Annotated in this window: 13 protein-coding genes; 8 read left to right on the forward strand and 5 right to left on the reverse strand. The window is 30.4% G+C overall.

What is annotated here, in order from left to right:
- The first annotated feature begins 30 nt into the window (after positions 1-30).
- Positions 31-282, forward strand: coding sequence for a hypothetical protein (locus tag KV700_RS06860; protein ID WP_166385266.1), 252 nt, complete (start codon positions 31-33; stop codon positions 280-282).
- A gap of 108 nt (positions 283-390) precedes the next feature.
- Entirely contained in the window at positions 391-951 is a 561-nt protein-coding gene (locus tag KV700_RS06865) for a PAS domain-containing protein (protein WP_218599603.1), read from the forward strand.
- A 346-nt stretch (positions 952-1,297) separates the two neighbouring features.
- Here the strand turns inward: KV700_RS06865 and KV700_RS17355 are convergent, their stop codons facing one another.
- The 3 genes from KV700_RS17355 to KV700_RS06880 all read right to left on the reverse strand — a co-directional run bounded on the left by KV700_RS17355 (position 1,298) and on the right by KV700_RS06880 (position 5,015).
- Positions 1,298-2,149 carry a M23 family metallopeptidase gene (locus KV700_RS17355; RefSeq protein WP_218599604.1) on the reverse strand — a complete coding sequence of 284 codons (852 nt, stop codon included), beginning with the start codon at positions 2,147-2,149 and terminating at the stop codon, positions 1,298-1,300.
- 10 nt (positions 2,150-2,159) lie between these two features.
- Entirely contained in the window at positions 2,160-4,052 is a 1,893-nt protein-coding gene (gene serA / locus KV700_RS06875; RefSeq protein ID WP_166385272.1) for a phosphoglycerate dehydrogenase, read from the reverse strand.
- Between the two features lie 141 nt (positions 4,053-4,193).
- Positions 4,194-5,015 (reverse strand): hypothetical protein, encoded by an 822-nt coding sequence (locus KV700_RS06880; RefSeq protein ID WP_166385274.1) that lies wholly within the window; start codon positions 5,013-5,015, stop codon positions 4,194-4,196.
- 345 nt (positions 5,016-5,360) lie between these two features.
- On the opposite strand from KV700_RS06880, the gene gcvP reads away from it, so the two are divergent.
- Positions 5,361-8,246 carry an aminomethyl-transferring glycine dehydrogenase gene (gcvP, locus tag KV700_RS06885; RefSeq protein WP_218599605.1) on the forward strand — a complete coding sequence of 962 codons (2,886 nt, stop codon included), beginning with the start codon at positions 5,361-5,363 and terminating at the stop codon, positions 8,244-8,246.
- 366 nt (positions 8,247-8,612) lie between these two features.
- Positions 8,613-10,253, forward strand: a complete 1,641-nt coding sequence (glgP, locus tag KV700_RS06890) for an alpha-glucan family phosphorylase (RefSeq protein ID WP_218599606.1) — start codon at positions 8,613-8,615, stop codon at positions 10,251-10,253.
- Positions 10,254-10,341: 88 nt separating this feature from the next.
- On the opposite strand, the gene KV700_RS06895 is transcribed toward glgP, so the two are convergent.
- Positions 10,342-11,304, reverse strand: a complete 963-nt coding sequence (locus KV700_RS06895) for a YpdA family putative bacillithiol disulfide reductase (protein WP_166385281.1) — start codon at positions 11,302-11,304, stop codon at positions 10,342-10,344.
- A 750-nt stretch (positions 11,305-12,054) separates the two neighbouring features.
- Positions 12,055-12,309, reverse strand: coding sequence for a type B 50S ribosomal protein L31 (locus KV700_RS06900; RefSeq protein ID WP_087520665.1), 255 nt, complete (start codon positions 12,307-12,309; stop codon positions 12,055-12,057).
- A gap of 262 nt (positions 12,310-12,571) precedes the next feature.
- Between KV700_RS06900 and KV700_RS06905 the strand changes: the two genes are divergently transcribed.
- From KV700_RS06905 to KV700_RS06920, 4 genes are all read left to right on the forward strand, one after another.
- Positions 12,572-13,612, forward strand: a complete 1,041-nt coding sequence (locus tag KV700_RS06905; protein WP_218599607.1) for a glutaminyl-peptide cyclotransferase — start codon at positions 12,572-12,574, stop codon at positions 13,610-13,612.
- 138 nt (positions 13,613-13,750) lie between these two features.
- Positions 13,751-15,268 (forward strand): hypothetical protein, encoded by a 1,518-nt coding sequence (locus KV700_RS06910; protein ID WP_218599608.1) that lies wholly within the window; start codon positions 13,751-13,753, stop codon positions 15,266-15,268.
- A gap of 272 nt (positions 15,269-15,540) precedes the next feature.
- Positions 15,541-16,221, forward strand: a complete 681-nt coding sequence (locus KV700_RS06915) for an SDR family oxidoreductase (RefSeq protein WP_218599609.1) — start codon at positions 15,541-15,543, stop codon at positions 16,219-16,221.
- Between the two features lie 13 nt (positions 16,222-16,234).
- Positions 16,235-16,831, forward strand: coding sequence for a SprT-like domain-containing protein (locus tag KV700_RS06920; protein ID WP_166385289.1), 597 nt, complete (start codon positions 16,235-16,237; stop codon positions 16,829-16,831).
- Positions 16,832-16,853: the final 22 nt, after the last annotated feature.

Below are 16,853 nucleotides of genomic sequence, written 5' to 3' on the forward strand. Positions count from 1 at the left end.
CATTGAGTAAAAGCATTAAAATTGATAAATATGAGTAATTTTAAAGACATTAAATCGGAAATTGAAAAATATGCAAATGATTCAAATCTGACTGAATTACAAATTGTTGCGAAATTAGAAAAACACTATTTTGACAAAGAAGTAAACAAAAATTTAAAGCTGTATACAAAAGGAAAGAAAAAAGTGAGCGAAATAACAAAAGATCTAAAAATATCGCCACGAAAATTTTATGCAATTTTAGAGAAAAAGAAAATAGAACATAAGAAATATAAAAAGGAGTAATTTTAAATATGCTGTTTTACTTTTAACTCACTTGAGAGAATCACTACTTAAACCAAGTAACAAAGCTTTTAAAAACACATTGCAACAATATTGAATACCAAGGACACTATGAAGAATAATCTTACTGACATGAAATGTTTGGATATTTACTTATCTAGTCTTAATAGAGAAGAATATAATGAAATAAAGCCAAAAGTTGAAATTTCAACAGTAAAAGCGACGCCTTTGGTGAGTTGGGATATTTTTATGGATGATTACTATAGCAGGTTAATAGAAGCTAAAAAGAGAATGGAAATAGAACAAGTGCTTTCTTTTGCTAAAAAGTTCAATTGGAAAAATGACCTAGATCTTGCTTTTTCTGAAAATGACTATGAAGCATTAATCGTAACTGACAAAAATCAAAACATAATTTGGGTAAACGAAGGATTTACATCAATGACTGGTTATTCTAAAAAATTTGCAATAAACAAAACTCCTAAATTCTTACAAGGAGAAGAAACTTCCGTAAAAACTAAAAATAGAATTCAGGAAAAAATACAACAAGTCGAGCCTTTTAAAGAAATTATAGTAAACTACAAAAAAGACGGAACAACCTATAAATGCGAAGTTAAGATAATTCCATTATTCAATGAAAATACGACTCACTACATAGCATTCGAAAAAAAGTAGGATAGCCTGAAAAAGACTGTAGTAAGCAACCGATATTAAAATTATTTATCTTTGCTTTCATCAAAGCAGTTATATTTTTCTTTGAAAAGTAGCAGTTTATAAAAATTTAGAAATTTTAATATCACAAATACATACACAGCTATAAAGCACAGTATTAAAATAAACAGAGTGCTAGGTTCTTATTAAGAATAACATATTTGCAAACAAGTCTAGCCCTGGTTGAACTATTTGTTTGAGTTCTTTTTTGCTTTTTCAGCAAAAAGATATAGTGAAAGCAGAAAATAGCTTCAAAAAAAACACCCTTCAAATTATAAAATCTGAAGGGTGTTTTCTATTTAAAAAAAGCCTATTCATACTTTCTTTGATACTTTACTTTTTCTTCTAAATAAACGGGGGCTTCTGTTCCGTCGTTTATTTTAAACTTGGTTTTAAGGGTTTCTCGCTTGATAATTTCTTGCTTAAAAACCTCAAAATGTAAATGAGGACCGGTTGACCAACCAATGTTTCCGCTTTTAGCAATTAACTGACCTTTGGCTACTTTATCACCTGGTTTTACGCTAGCAGAATTGGTATCTATGTGTACGTAATCGGAGAATGTACCATCTAAATGATAGATTAAAATATAATTATTAAACTCTAAACAGCCTTTGGTAACACATGTTTTGGTGTTATGATCTACCACCTTAATTACAACGCCTTCTCTTGCTGCATAAATATCCGTACCAATTGGCATTAAAAAATCTAGTGCATTTTTCTTTTGATGTGTTATTGTGCCATTATAACCTTGAGATACTTTAAACTTTTTTCCTTTTTTAAAAGGAAGATTGTAAATGTATTCTTCAACCGCAACAGTGTCTTGCTGCTTTACGGCAATAGTATCTATCTCTTTCTTTGCAAAGTCTCCGTAATTATACTTTGTTTTTGAATTGTATTTGTATCCGCCCGCTTTTATGGCTTTTAAATTTGTAATTATAAAGCCTGTGGTTCTTGCAGGAATTACGTACGTTTTAAAATTTCCGTTGGATGTAGACAAGTTAACCAACTCTAAATCTACCTCAACCGAAACCGGACAATACTCATTGTTGTCTGCTAAAAGCTCAAATCCATTCTCTGCTTTTTTAAAATAAGTTTTAAAATTAAGTTGAGAGAATGAATTATAAGAAATTAATAAAATGAAAATAAATAGATATTTATTCATTTACTATATATTAATACAATACTCTAAATTTAATAGTCCCTTCAATTTCTCTTAAGGCTTCTAAAACTTCTTTGTTGTATTCTTTGTCTAAATCTGTAATTACATAGCCAACTTTTGGATCTGTAGACAAATATTGACCGTTAATATTTAATTCGTATTCTGCTAAAACTTTATTTATTTTAGCCATTACACCAGGTACATTTTTATGAATATGTAAAAAACGGTGTGCATTTGTTTGTCTTGGTAAACGAATATTAGGGAAATTTACAGCATCTACTGTATTTCCAGAATTCATATATGCCATAATTTTACTTGGTACAAAGTCTGCAATGTCTCTTTGTGCTTCTTCTGTACTACCACCAACGTGTGGTGTTAAAATTACGTTTGGTAAACCTTGTAACTCTGTATAAAACTCCCCATTTTTTCTTGGTTCAGAAGGATAAACATCTACTGCTGCTCCTGCTAATTTTCCGCTTTTTAAAGCGCTTGCTAAAGCATTAATATCAACTACAAATCCACGAGAAAGGTTTACTAAATGTGCACCATCTTTCATTTGAGAAATTTCTTTTTCTCCAATAAAGTTTTTGTTTGCAGAATTGTCATCAATATGTACAGTAACCACATCAGATAATGCTAATAAATCTGATAATTGATCTACTTTAGTTGCATTTCCTAAACCTAAAGTATCTTCTACGTCGTAATAATAAACATCCATACCTAAAGCTTCTGCTAAAATTGATAATTGCTTACCAATATTACCATAACCAACAATACCTAGTTTTTTACCACGAACTTCTCTAGAACCTTCTGCAGTTTTATTCCATTGCCCGTTGTGAATTTCTGTACTTCTTTGAAAAACACTACGCATTAACATAATAATTTCTCCAATAGCTAATTCTACAACAGAACGTGTATTACTGTATGGTGCGTTAAAAACAACTATTCCGCTTTCTTTACACGCTTCTAAATCTATTTGTTTGGTACCAATACAAAAAGCACTTACTACCATTAATTTTTCTGCTGCGTCTACAACTCTTTGCGTTACGTTTGTTTTAGATCGAATACCTAAAACGTGTACGTCTTTTATTTTTTCTATCAATTCATCTTCAGACAAACTTTTAGAAACTGTTTCTACAGAAAAACCATCTGTAGACAACTTGTTAAAAGCATCTGGATGTACGTTTTCTAATAATAAAATTTTAATTCTGTTCTTTGGGTATGAGATATTTCTTGGCAATTTGTTTACGTATAAAAATTCATCTAAATTTGGGGCAATGTGGTCTGCGTTTTCTGTTGTTTTAATTCTAGAAACGTTTTCTGTGTAAGCAAAAAATTTGTCTGCTACACCAGCTTCTCTAGTTACATAATCGCTGTACCCATCACCAATAACTTGTATTTCTCCTTCGAGATTCATGTCTTTTAAACACTTTATTTTTCCGTTGTGCTGAGACAATGGGTTATTAGCATCAAAACCAATAATTTCACCATCGGCAGCAAACTCAAAAGTATTTGCATACACTCTTTCTGAAGGTATATTGTATTCTTCTACAATAGGATCTATAAATTCTTTAAATCCGCAAGAAATCACATAGATATCATCTGCAAAGTTTTCGAAAAATTCTTTGTTGCTTTCTATAGATTTTGATACTTGCTTTTTTAAAGCTGCTACTAAACCAGACAAATCTGCTTTGTTCGCTTTTAATAATTTTATTCTTCTTTCTAATGATTCTGTGAAGGATATTTCGCCATCAATACCTAAATTGGTAATGTCAATTATTTCTTGAATAATTGCTTCTTTTTTAGGATTGTTCTTTAAGGTTATTTCTGCTAAAACATCTAATGCCTCTACCTTAGTTAAGGTACTGTCAAAATCGAAAATATAATTTCTTTTTGTGCTAATCATTACTTAAGAATCTTGGTTGAATTTAAGTGAGTAAATCTACAAATATAGTAGGGAATTAAGAAGCTATCTTACAGTTTTATGATATCTATTTTATTTATTCTGATAAATTAAAAATACTTCCATAATAATAGTTTTTCAACCTTAAAAATTATGGAATCCTAAAAGAATTAACCACCAAACAATAGGCAATAACTCTACCCAAAAGGAACTGAAGTACTTAGATTGTTCTTTTTCTGCTCTCATTAAGAAAATTATCAATAGAAAAAAGAAAAGCATAAAAGGAGTTTTAACCATAGCGTTGGCTGTAATTAAATATTCTAAAACTAAAGAGAAAACCAACAGCATTAATCCTAATTTCTTTGTTTTTGCTACACCTATTTTTTTTGGGATGGTTTGTAAAGAAATAGCATCATATTTTACATCTCTAATATCAAAAGGTAAAATTAAAACCACTACTATTAAAAACCTTTGTAACATTAAAAAAAGCACATTTAAAGTAATTTCTTTACCTGCGTCTACCGCAGGAATTAATACCGTAAAACCAGCCCAAACAAAAGCTACAATAATAACTTTTAAATAGCTTACCTGCCTTAATGACTTATCTACTCCACTTAAAAAAGGAACTGCATACAAAACCGTTAACAAACAGAAAGGAATGGTATACAACAGTGTTTTTAAAGGAATTTGATATGCTAAGTAACACAAGGCTAAAAAACAGCAAAAGGAAAATACTTGTATATTCTTTAAGCTTTTGGTTAGACTTTTATGATGTAATTTTGCTACACCTGCATATTTTACAGAATTATACCCTGTAATAGTTCCAAAAAACATAAAATAATTTAAGTTACTATCATAAGATAAATCTAAATAAACTTCTGTAATTCTTAGTAGCGCATACACAGAAAACGCAACATGAATACTTGCATTTATATAAAAATCGAACACCTGTTTTAAAAATTTCATTTGACAAAAATAGGTTTTATACCAAATGAATTTAAACTGATTGATGATAAATTTATTTATTTTTATAAATATAAAATACAAAACCAAATACCAACCTTACTTATAATTCTATTTTAGATAAAAAGAGTAACGGAAAAGACACTCATTTAATCGGTTCTTTTGATATTTATCTGAAATTATGTACATAACATTCTTTTTTGGTTGATAATTCTACCTTTTTTGCTCAAAAAATGAACTAATTATTTTATTTTTTCCCTACTTTTGAGACTTTTAAAACCAATTGATTTAAAGGTGATAAAACACAAACTATATCGATTGAAATAAGCCAAATCAAAACTTTATTACATGAATACAAATTTGTTTCAAAACAGACATATTGGACCTAATAAAAAGGAACAAGAAAAAATGTTATCAACGATAAAAGCAGATAGTTTAGATCAGTTAATTTACCAAACTGTTCCAGATGATATCCGTTTAGAAAATGAGTTAGATTTAGCGCCTGCTAAAAGCGAATATGAGTATTTAGCTCATATAAAAGAATTATCAGAAAAAAATAAAGTTTTTAAAACGTATATTGGTTTAGGATATCATGAGGCAATTGTGCCAAGTGTAATTCAGCGTAATATTTTAGAAAACCCAGGTTGGTATACTGCCTATACTCCTTACCAGGCAGAAATTGCACAAGGTAGATTAGAGGCGTTGTTAAATTTTCAAACTATGGTTTGCGATTTAACAGGAATGGAATTGGCAAATGCTTCTTTGTTAGATGAAAGTACTGCTGCTGCAGAAGCAATGGCACTTTTATTTGATGTTAGAGAAAGAACACAAAAGAAAGCCAATGTAAATAAGTTTTTTGTTTCTGAAGAAGTTTTACCACAAACAATATCTGTTTTACAAACTCGCTCTACTCCTATTGGAATTGAGTTAGTGGTTGGAAACCATGAGGATTTTGATTTCTCTGATGACTTTTTCGGAGCAATTTTACAATACCCAGGTAAACATGGTCAAGTTTATGATTATACTGCTTTTGTTGCCAAAGCAAATGAAAACAATATTAAAGTAGCCGTTGCAGCTGATATTTTATCATTGGTAAAATTAAAAGCACCTGCAGAATTTGGTGTTGATGTTGTTGTAGGAACCACACAGCGTTTTGGAATTCCGTTAGGTTACGGAGGGCCTCATGCAGCTTATTTTGCAACTAAAGAAAAATATAAAAGAAGTATTCCTGGACGTATTATTGGTGTTACCAAAGATAGAAACGGAGAGCGTGCTTTGCGTATGGCATTGCAAACAAGAGAGCAACATATTAAGCGAGAAAAAGCAACTTCTAATATTTGTACTGCACAAGTTTTATTAGCAGTAATGGCAAGTATGTACACTGTTTATCATGGTAAAAGTGGTTTACAGTTTATTGCAGATTCTGTACATAATAAAACAAAGTTAGTTGCAGATTATTTAGAAAAAGCTGGGTTTAAGCAATTAAATACTTCTTATTTTGATACTTTATTAGTAGAAATAGAATCTATTAAAGTAAAATCTGTTGCAGAGTCTTTTAAAGTAAACTTTAATTATGTAGATGATAAACATATTTCTATCTCTATAAATGAAGCAACTACACAAAAAGATTTAATGAACTTGTTTACCATTTTTGGTCAACTTAAAAAGAAATCTACTGCTGCTGATGCTGAAATTGTAGACGATTTTCATCAGATTTTAACCAAAGAATCTTTTAATGCAGATTTTGAAGTTATTACAGAAAATATAGCAAGAAATACACCGTTTTTAGAGAACGATGTTTTTAATACGTACCAGTCGGAAACAGATATGATGCGTTATATTAAAAAATTAGAGCGTAAAGATTTAGCTTTAAATCATTCTATGATTTCTTTAGGTTCTTGTACTATGAAATTAAATGCAGCCTCAGAAATGTTGCCTTTAAGCAACCCACAATGGGGAAATATTCACCCATTTGTGCCATTAAATCAAGCGGAAGGATATCAACAAGTTTTAAAAAGATTAGAGCATCAATTAAATATTATTACTGGTTTTGCAGGTACGTCTTTACAACCAAATTCTGGTGCACAAGGTGAGTTTGCTGGCTTAATGACTATTAGAGCGTATCATGAATCTAACAACGAATCTCACAGAAATATTTGTTTAATTCCTGCTTCTGCACACGGTACAAATCCTGCGTCTGCAGTGATGGCTGGTATGAAAGTTGTAGTTACCAAAACAGATGCTAAAGGAAATATTGATGTAGAAGATTTACGCGCTAAAGCAATTTTACATAAAGATAATTTAGCTGCTTTAATGGTTACCTATCCTTCTACGCACGGAGTTTACGAAAAAGCAATTAAAGAAGTTACGCAAATTATTCATACCAACGGCGGACAAGTATATATGGATGGCGCAAATATGAACGCGCAAGTTGGGTTAACAAATCCGGCAACGATTGGTGCAGATGTTTGTCACCTAAACTTACATAAAACATTTGCCATTCCTCATGGTGGTGGTGGTCCTGGAGTTGGCCCAATTTGTGTAGCTCCACAATTAGTACCCTTTTTACCAACAAACCCTGTAGTTGCTACAGGTGGCGAAAATGCAATTACAGCTATTTCTGCTGCTCCTTGGGGTTCTTCTTTAGTGTGTTTAATTTCTTACGGATATATTACCATGTTAGGTGCCAAAGGATTAACCGATTCTACCAAGAATGCTATCTTAAACGCCAACTATATTAAAGAACGTTTACACGGACATTATAATAGTTTGTATACTGGAGAAATGAATAGAGCTGCGCACGAAATGATTATTGATTGCCGTGATTTTAAACAAAACGGAATTGAAGTGGTAGACATTGCAAAGCGTTTAATAGATTATGGTTTTCATGCACCAACCGTTTCTTTTCCTGTTGCTGGAACTATGATGATTGAGCCTACAGAATCTGAATCTATGGCAGAATTAGATCGTTTTTGTGATGCGATGATTTCTATTCGTGAAGAAATTAAAAATGCCTCTAAAGAGGATGATAATAATCCTTTAAAAAACGCTCCTCATACGCAAGAAATGTTAACGGCAGATGAATGGACGTTACCATACACAAGAAAACAGGCAGCTTTTCCTTTACCATATATTGCTGACAATAAATTTTGGCCTTCTGTACGTAGAGTAGATGATGCTTTTGGAGACAGAAACTTAATTTGTTCTTGTAACCCTATTGAAGATTATATGTAGAATACGTAGTGTTCTTTAAATATTTTAAAACCGTTTCTTTTTGAAGCGGTTTTTTTTGTTTTTATAATAATTTACAAGTCTATTTAACTTTTTTATCAACCTCTCATTCTTCGGAATAATAAAACGAATGTCATTCCAAAATGAGCTTTTTAAAGCGATTGAGAAATCTCATAAAACCCTAAAAAAGGAATTTAAAAAACCTATTCAAACTAAAAATGAGGGATATCATAAAAAACTAAAAACAAACTATTTACCTTAAATTTAAAAGCATTATAAATTAACTTTATTCACCTAAATTTAACTCATAAACAGCATTATACGTTGCGCATTTTTCTTACTTTTAATACTTAAAATCAAAAAAATATAATGGAACATATATATAGTAAATGGCATCACCCTTACAAACCGGCAGCAAAATATAAAAAGAAAGTCGCGTATTTTAGTATGGAATTTGGTATCGATCAAGCTTTTAACATTTACTCTGGAGGTTTGGGTTTTTTAGCTGGTTCTCACATGCGTTCTGGCTTTGAATTAAAACAAAATATGATTGGTATTGGTATGCTTTGGAAGTACGGTTACTACGACCAAGCAAGAAATGATGACCAAACATTAAAAACAGAATTTAACGAAAAACACTTCGATTTCTTAGAATATACAGGCATTGAAGTAACCATAAAACTTCATGACAACCCGAATGTAAAAGTAAGAGCCTATGTTTTAAAACCAGAAATTTTTGGCACTGTACCCATGTATTTTTTAAGCACAGACGTAGAAGGAAATGACCACTTATCTAAAACGATAACCAATCATTTATATGACCAAAATCAGATAACAAGAATCTCGCAAAGTATTGTTTTAGGTATTGCGGGAGCTAAAGTTGTAGAAGCCTTAGGAGGCGCAGACACCTATCATTTAAACGAAGGACATGCTTTACCAGCTTTTTATTATTTAAAAGACCAAGGAGTAACCAAAGAACAAATGGTATTTACAACACACACCCCAGAAAAAGCTGGAAATGAAGAACGCGATGCGCGTCTTTTAAACAGATGTGGTTTCTTTGGCAGATCTCTTTCTGAAGAAGAATTATACAAAGAAATGGTCAATGGAGACATGATTAATTATACCATATCTGCCTTACGAATGGCTAGAAAAGCAAATGGTGTTTCTAAACTTCATGCTATTGTTGCTAACGATATGTGGAAATATTATGAAGGTATTTGTAAAATAATTCCGATTACAAATGCTCAAAATCAGAAATTTTGGCAAGATGAAACGATCAAAAATTCTTGGAAAAAAGGTAATGTTACTGCCTATAAAAAGAAAAAATCTGAATTAAAAAGTGAACTTTTTGAAGAGGTGTATAAACAGACCGGAAAAAAGTTAGATCCAAATGTATTAACCATTGTTTGGGCAAGACGTTTTGCGGGTTACAAAAGAGCCGATTTACTTTTACATGATTACGATCGTTTTAAAAAATTAATTAATAATGAGAAATATCCTGTACAAATTATCTGGGCAGGAAAACCATATCCGTTTGATTATGGTGCTATAGACACTTTTAACCATTTAGTACATCAATCTAAACAAGAACCAAATTTAGCCGTACTTATTGGTTATGAAATAGACTTGTCTAGAAAATTAAAATGCGGTTCTGATGTTTGGCTAAACACACCAAGAATTACACGTGAAGCTTCTGGTACAAGTGGAATGACAGCAGCCATGAATGGTTCTATAAATGTTTCTACAGATGATGGTTGGATTCCAGAATTTAAAAAAGACGAAGAAAACTGTTTTGTATTGCCTGCACTAGATTATAAATTACCAACGTACGAACAAGATAAGTTAGATACTGATAATTTATATAATATTTTAGAAAACAAAGTATTGCCAACGTATTATGACGCTCCTAAGAACTGGCAAAAAATAGTATTTAAAGCAATGGATGATGTTATTCCGGAGTTTACAACTCAAAGAATGGCTGCAGATTATTATAAAAAATTATTTTAATAAAAAACTCAATACTAAAATTAAAAAGCCTTAACAATTAAATGTGAAGGCTTTTTATATATATCAGGTTCTTTAAAAATGAAAAAAATTACTTGCCCACTATATCAGCAACAATCTTTTTTGCATGAATTCTAGAGTTTTCTATAAACCATTTATGCGTATCCATACCTCCACAAACTACACCCGCTAAATAGACACCACTAACATTGGTTTCCATAGTTTCATCATTATAAGTAGGAATTTTACTATTATCATTAGAAAAAGTAATTCCTATTTTATTTAAAAGAATAAAATTTGGTTTGTAACCGGTTAGTGCCAAAACAAAATCGTTTTGTAAGGTTTCCACCCCTTTTTCAGTTTGAATAACAACCGTCTCTTTTGTTATTTCCTTAACGTTGCTATTATAATATACTTTAATACTTCCCTCTTCTATTCTGTTAATAATATCTGGTTTTACCCAATATTTTACACGATGCCCTACTTCTGCACCTCTAATAACCATAGTAACTTCTGCTCCTTTTCTATAACACTCTAAAGCAGCATCTACAGATGAGTTACTAGCGCCAATAACAACTACTTTTTGTCCAGAATAAAAGTGTGGATCATTATAATAATGCGAAACTTTTGGCAAGTCTTCTCCAGGAATTTCTAATGTATTAGGAAGATCATAAAAACCTGTTGCAATTACAATATTTGTAGACTTATAGCTATTTTTTTCTGAAACAACAGTAAACTTGTTTTCTACTTTAGAAATAGAAATTACTTTTTCAAACAGCTTAATATTTAATTTATTTGAAGAAGCAATTCTTCTATAATATTCTAAAGCTTCACTTCTTCTTGGCTTATTTTCTTTACTAATAAAAGGAATTTCATCTATTTCTAACTTTTCTGAAGAAGAGAAAAACTGCATATTTACGGGATAATTGTATAAAGAATTTACAATAGGTCCTTTTTCTAAAATAACATAACTTAAGCCTTTTTTTTCAGCTTCCAGTCCGCAAGCAATACCAATAGGACCTCCTCCAATAATAACAATATCAAAATTTTTCATAAAATACACGCTTCTTATTTACTATAATAAACTCTTTTTAAACCAATTAAACCCCCTCTTTTTTACATCTATAACAACTACTTTTCATATAACAGCAAATCATTATTTTATAAGTACATTTTCACCTTTCTACACCAACGCTTTTATAAAACCGTTATGTTGCATTGCTACAAAAACTAGACCAATATATAAGTTGTTTTCTCTAGCCAGAACAACATCTAAATGCAACATAAAACTTATTGCTACACCAATCTTATATGTACTTATAGCAAAACACCTTACAACATAAAAAGCTGCCTTTGCCTTTATTAGAAGCTATCTATTTAATTTATTTTTTTACTGATACACTCTTTTTGCAGACATCATATACTAAGAAATAAAAAGGATTGTATTTCTAATATAATTATAGTTGTTTTAAACGATGTTAAAAATACTTATTTAGTACGAAATTTAGCAACAACCCTTACAAATATTTTGCGTTAGGGGTTGCAGTGGAAATCCTTTTTTTATTATAATAACATTGCGAGGAACGAAGCAATCTGTTTTTAGAAAGGTAAGATTGCTGCAGAAAGCAAAAAACTTTCTTATAAATAACAAGTTAAAAAAAGATTGTAGCGTAAAACCCGACCTTTAGGTAACGCCCAAATTATTAAAATTATAAATAAATTAATAGAAATTAAGTTGAAGGCAAATAAAAAACTCCAACAAATAAATGTTGGAGTTTTAAATATATTGAAAATTCTAAAAGAATTACTCTTTTTTGAATTTTGCGTATTTCGTTTTAAATTTATCGATACGACCTGCAGCATCAATAAGTTTAGATTTACCAGTGTAAAAAGGGTGAGATGTTCTAGAGATCTCTAATTTTACTAAAGGATACTCAACACCATCAACTTCTAACGTTTCTTTAGTGTCTACTGTAGAACGTGTTAAAAATACATCTTCATTAGACATGTCTTTAAAAGCTACCATTCTGTAATTTTCTGGATGAATTCCTTTTCTCATTTTATTATATTTTAATACTTTAATGTTATGTTTGCATGAGTGAAGTTGGTAAAGCTTACTCGATTCTCTAAATAGTTGTTATTTACTATTTTGAGGATGCAAATTTAACTATATTTTTTAATTAACAAATAAATATTTTGTTTTTATTTGGTCTAACAATCACATTCGTTATTTTTACATCAGATTTCGTTGATGAATAGTGGTTTTTCATCACTTTTCTAAAAAGTAAAAAGACTAAAAATAAATATAAAAAATTACAAAAATGAAAAAGAATACCTTACTTGTTGCATTTTTTGCGTGTTTTCTGCTAATTACATCTTGCTCTGATGTCTATAAATTTAGCTTAGAGCATAAAAAACAAGTCGCTTTAAATTCTAATATTGAAGTTACTTTAAAAGAGAAAGAAGAGAAAGCTATAAAAAGTGTTCAGTTTTTTGTGAATGGAAATGAGGTTTCTTCAGATGGAAATACTATTTCTATTAACACAACTGAATTAGGTGTTGGAAAACACCAAGTTTCTGCCTTAGTTTTTTATGCTGAAAAGACAAAAAAGGAAAACAGTTTTTTTGAAGTTTTAGCAAACAAAGCACCTGTTGTATATGGCTATAAAATTATAAATGAATATCCGCATGATAAAACTGCCTACACACAAGGTTTAGAATATCATGATGGTTTTTTGTATGAAACTACAGGACGTAGAGGACAATCTACACTAAGAAAAGTTGAAATTAAAACGGGTAAAGTTTTACAAACAATAGATTTAGATAAAAAGTATTTTGGCGAGGGAATGACCATTCTTAACAATAAAATTTACTGGTTAACTTGGCAAGCAAAAAAAGGTTTTGTGTACGACTTAGATACTTTTAAACAAGAAAAAGAATTTAATTATGATAAAAGTATAGAAGGCTGGGGCTTTACACATAACGGAACTCAATTAATTAAATCTGATGGTACTTCTAAAATTTGGTTTTTAGATCCGGAAACTTTAAAAGAAGAAAAATCGATTCAAGTGTATACAAACAAATACGCGGTAGCCGATTTAAATGAGCTAGAATTGATTAAAGGAAAAATCTATGCAAATAAATATCAGCAAAATGCTATTGTTGTTATAAACCCAAAAACTGGGGTTGTAGAAGGTATTGCAAATTTAAAAGGCTTACATGCTGAAATGGAAAAAACGCAAAAATTGGTTCCTCATGATGAAGTTTTAAATGGTATTGCTTATGATGAAGAGAATAACCGTCTTTTTGTAACAGGTAAACATTGGGGTAAATTATTTGAAATTGAATTGATTAAAAAATAATAATTGAGGTATTAAAAAGTTATCACTCTAATACATTTTAATATTTAAAAATAAAAACAAGTTTTACCACATAGAAACATAGACAACATAGTGCTATGTATACTATGTTTCTATGTGGTGATTTTTTATAAAAACAACATGAGATACACTATATACCTCTTCTTAATTATTATTGTTGCTTCTTTAGGTTCTTGTAGAAAAGATTTTGATACAACTCTTAGTTCTGGAAAATTAGAATTCTCTAAAGACACCATTTTTTTAGACACTATATTTACAAACATTGGCTCTGCAACGTATAATTTAAAAGTATATAATAGAGGGCAAAATGCCATTACAATTCCAGAAATTAAACTAGAAAACGGTACAAATTCTAACTACCGATTAAATGTTGATGGAATTCCTGGAAAAGATTTTAAAAACATAGATATTCTTGCTAAAGACAGTATTTTTATTTTTGTAGAAACAACTATAAACGCTAGTAATGTTATTAATCCGCTTTACACAGACAAAATTTTATTTGACTCTGGTAGTTCTCAACAAAATGTAGATTTAGTCACTTTAGTACAAGATGCTAATTTTATTTATCCGGGTAAAGATGCTGTTACTATGAAAATTGATAGCCTAACTTTAAACGGAGAGCCAACCTCTTTAAAAGGCCGGTTTTTAACAGACACAGAATTAACAATTACAAATATAAAACCAACTGTTATCTACGGCTTTGTAGCAGTACCAGCAAATAAAACATTAACTATAGAAGCCGGAGCAAAAATTTATTTCCATGATAATTCTGGTTTAATTGTAGATGATAAAGCTACTTTAAAAGTAAACGGAACTTTAACTGAAAAAGTTGTTTTTGAAGGAGACCGTTTAGAACATTCTTTTAGTGAAACTGCCGGACAATGGGGTACTATTTGGATGCGTGCAGGAAGTAAAGACAATGAAATAAACCACACTATTATTAAAAACGGTACAATAGGTATTTTGGTTGATAGTATTGGCACTCCTTCTACCCCAACTTTAAAATTACAAAACACAGAAATCTATAACCATTCTAGTTATGGAATTTTAGGTAGAGAAGCAAATATTACAGGTAACAATGTAGTTATTGGCGCTGCAGGTCAGGTTTCTTTAGCTGCAACTATTGGAGGAACCTATAACTTTACCCATTCTACATTTGCAAACTACTGGAACAATAGTATACGTCAATTACCTGCTGTTTTAATCAATAATTTTCTTACTTATACCAATGAAACTGGACAAGAAATTATTGAAACAAGAAATTTACATGCAGCAAATTTTACCAATTGTATTTTTGATGGAAATAACAACATAGAATTTATCTTAGATAAAGTTGATGGAGGCGGAATATTTAATTATACCGTTAGTAATTCTATGATTAAATTTACTGATAATAATGATGCTTTTAAAGACAATACCGAACTAGATTTTACAAATACTTTTTACCAAGACAACATAATAAATGGAAATGCTCATTTTAGAAATACTCAAAAGAGTGATTTTATAATTGGAGAAGAATCTAATGCTATTAACAAAGCAAAAGCAACTTCTTTTTCTACGGATATTTTAGGTGTTGATAGAACTACAAATCCTGATATTGGTGCTTACCAACACATTACTTTTGATGCGGAAGAGTAAATATTTCTGCTATTAGGTGAAATTAACCTTTATGAGATTATAGTATCCTCTAAATATATTGAATTATAAGTTTCTACCTTTACAGGAATTACTTAAATAATTTATTTATAAGCCCTACTCGTTACTTCTAATTAAAAAACACAGATAAACCTTAATGTTTTTTAAAACCCTTGGAGATCTAAATTAAACTACTGCAGGTTTCATTTGTAATGATTTTGAGTTTAAATGTTTGAAAAAATGAGTAAATTGCTCGTTCAAATTTTTTTATTGAAATGAAAAACATTGTAATTACAGGTACAAGCAGAGGAATTGGTTTTGAACTCGCAAAACAATTTGCAGAAAGCGGACATAATGTGTTGGCCTTATCTAGAAACACAAAACCACTGTCTGAGGTTAATCATAAAAATATCACTTTACTTTCTGTTGATTTATCTGTGAATTCAGATTTAGAAAAGGTAACCGATTATATTAAAAATAATTGGAAACAAGTTGATATTTTAATCAATAACGCTGGTAAATTAATCAACAAACCTTTTACAGATTTATCTTCGGATGATTTCTTAGAAGTCTACAAAGTAAATGTTTTTGCTGTTGCAGAGATCACAAAATTAATGATTCCGTTTATGCAAAAAGGAAGTCATGTAGTTACTATAAGCTCTATGGGCGGAATTCAAGGAAGTATAAAATTCCCAGGATTAGCAGCATATTCATCTGCCAAAGGCGCAGTAATTACGCTATCTGAATTATTGGCAGAAGAATATAAAGACCAACAAATAGCTTTTAATGTTCTGGCTTTAGGAGCTGTACAAACAGAAATGCTAGAAGAAGCTTTCCCTGGGTATGAAGCACCTACATCTGCCTCAGAAATGGCTAATTATATTTTTGATTTCTCTTTAACTGGAAATAAATTTTATAACGGAAGAGTATTACAAGTTTCAACAACAACGCCGTAAGCAATCTTAAAAATTGAATTCAAATTATCAAAATTTCGTTCCTTTAAAAGCAATTCCGTTTATAGAATTTCTAATAAACGAGCATTCTTTTACGCTAAAAATTGTAAACCAGAGAGAAACGAAACATGGTGATTTTAGGCAATTACCAGACGGAAGATTTCAAATTACAGTAAATAATAACCTTAATAAATATCAGTTTTTACTTACGCTAGTGCATGAAATTGCACATCATGTTACGCATCAAAAATTTGGACGCGTGCAGCCTCATGGTAAAGAATGGAAAATGGTTTTTCAGCATTTAATGCTGCCTTTTTTACGTCCAGAAATTTACCCTATAGAAATGCTACCTTTTTTAGCAAGATATTTTAAAAACCCTAAAGCAAGCACAGATACAGATGCCGATTTATCTTTAGCGCTAAGAGGAAATGTAGCAGAAACTGGCAAGCACTTTATTTTTGACATCCCTTTTGGGAGTTTATTTGTATTTAAAAACACCATCTACAAAAGAGGAAACAAACGTAGAACCCGATATGAATGCATGAATATGAGCAATAAAAAAGTATATCTATTCAACCAAAATGTAGAAATAGAGTTTTACAAAAACGGTTAGAGTTTATTTAACCTAATAACAT

Source organism: Polaribacter sp. NJDZ03 (genome assembly GCF_019263805.1).
In the GTDB taxonomy this organism is placed as follows: Bacteria; Bacteroidota; Bacteroidia; order Flavobacteriales; family Flavobacteriaceae; genus Polaribacter.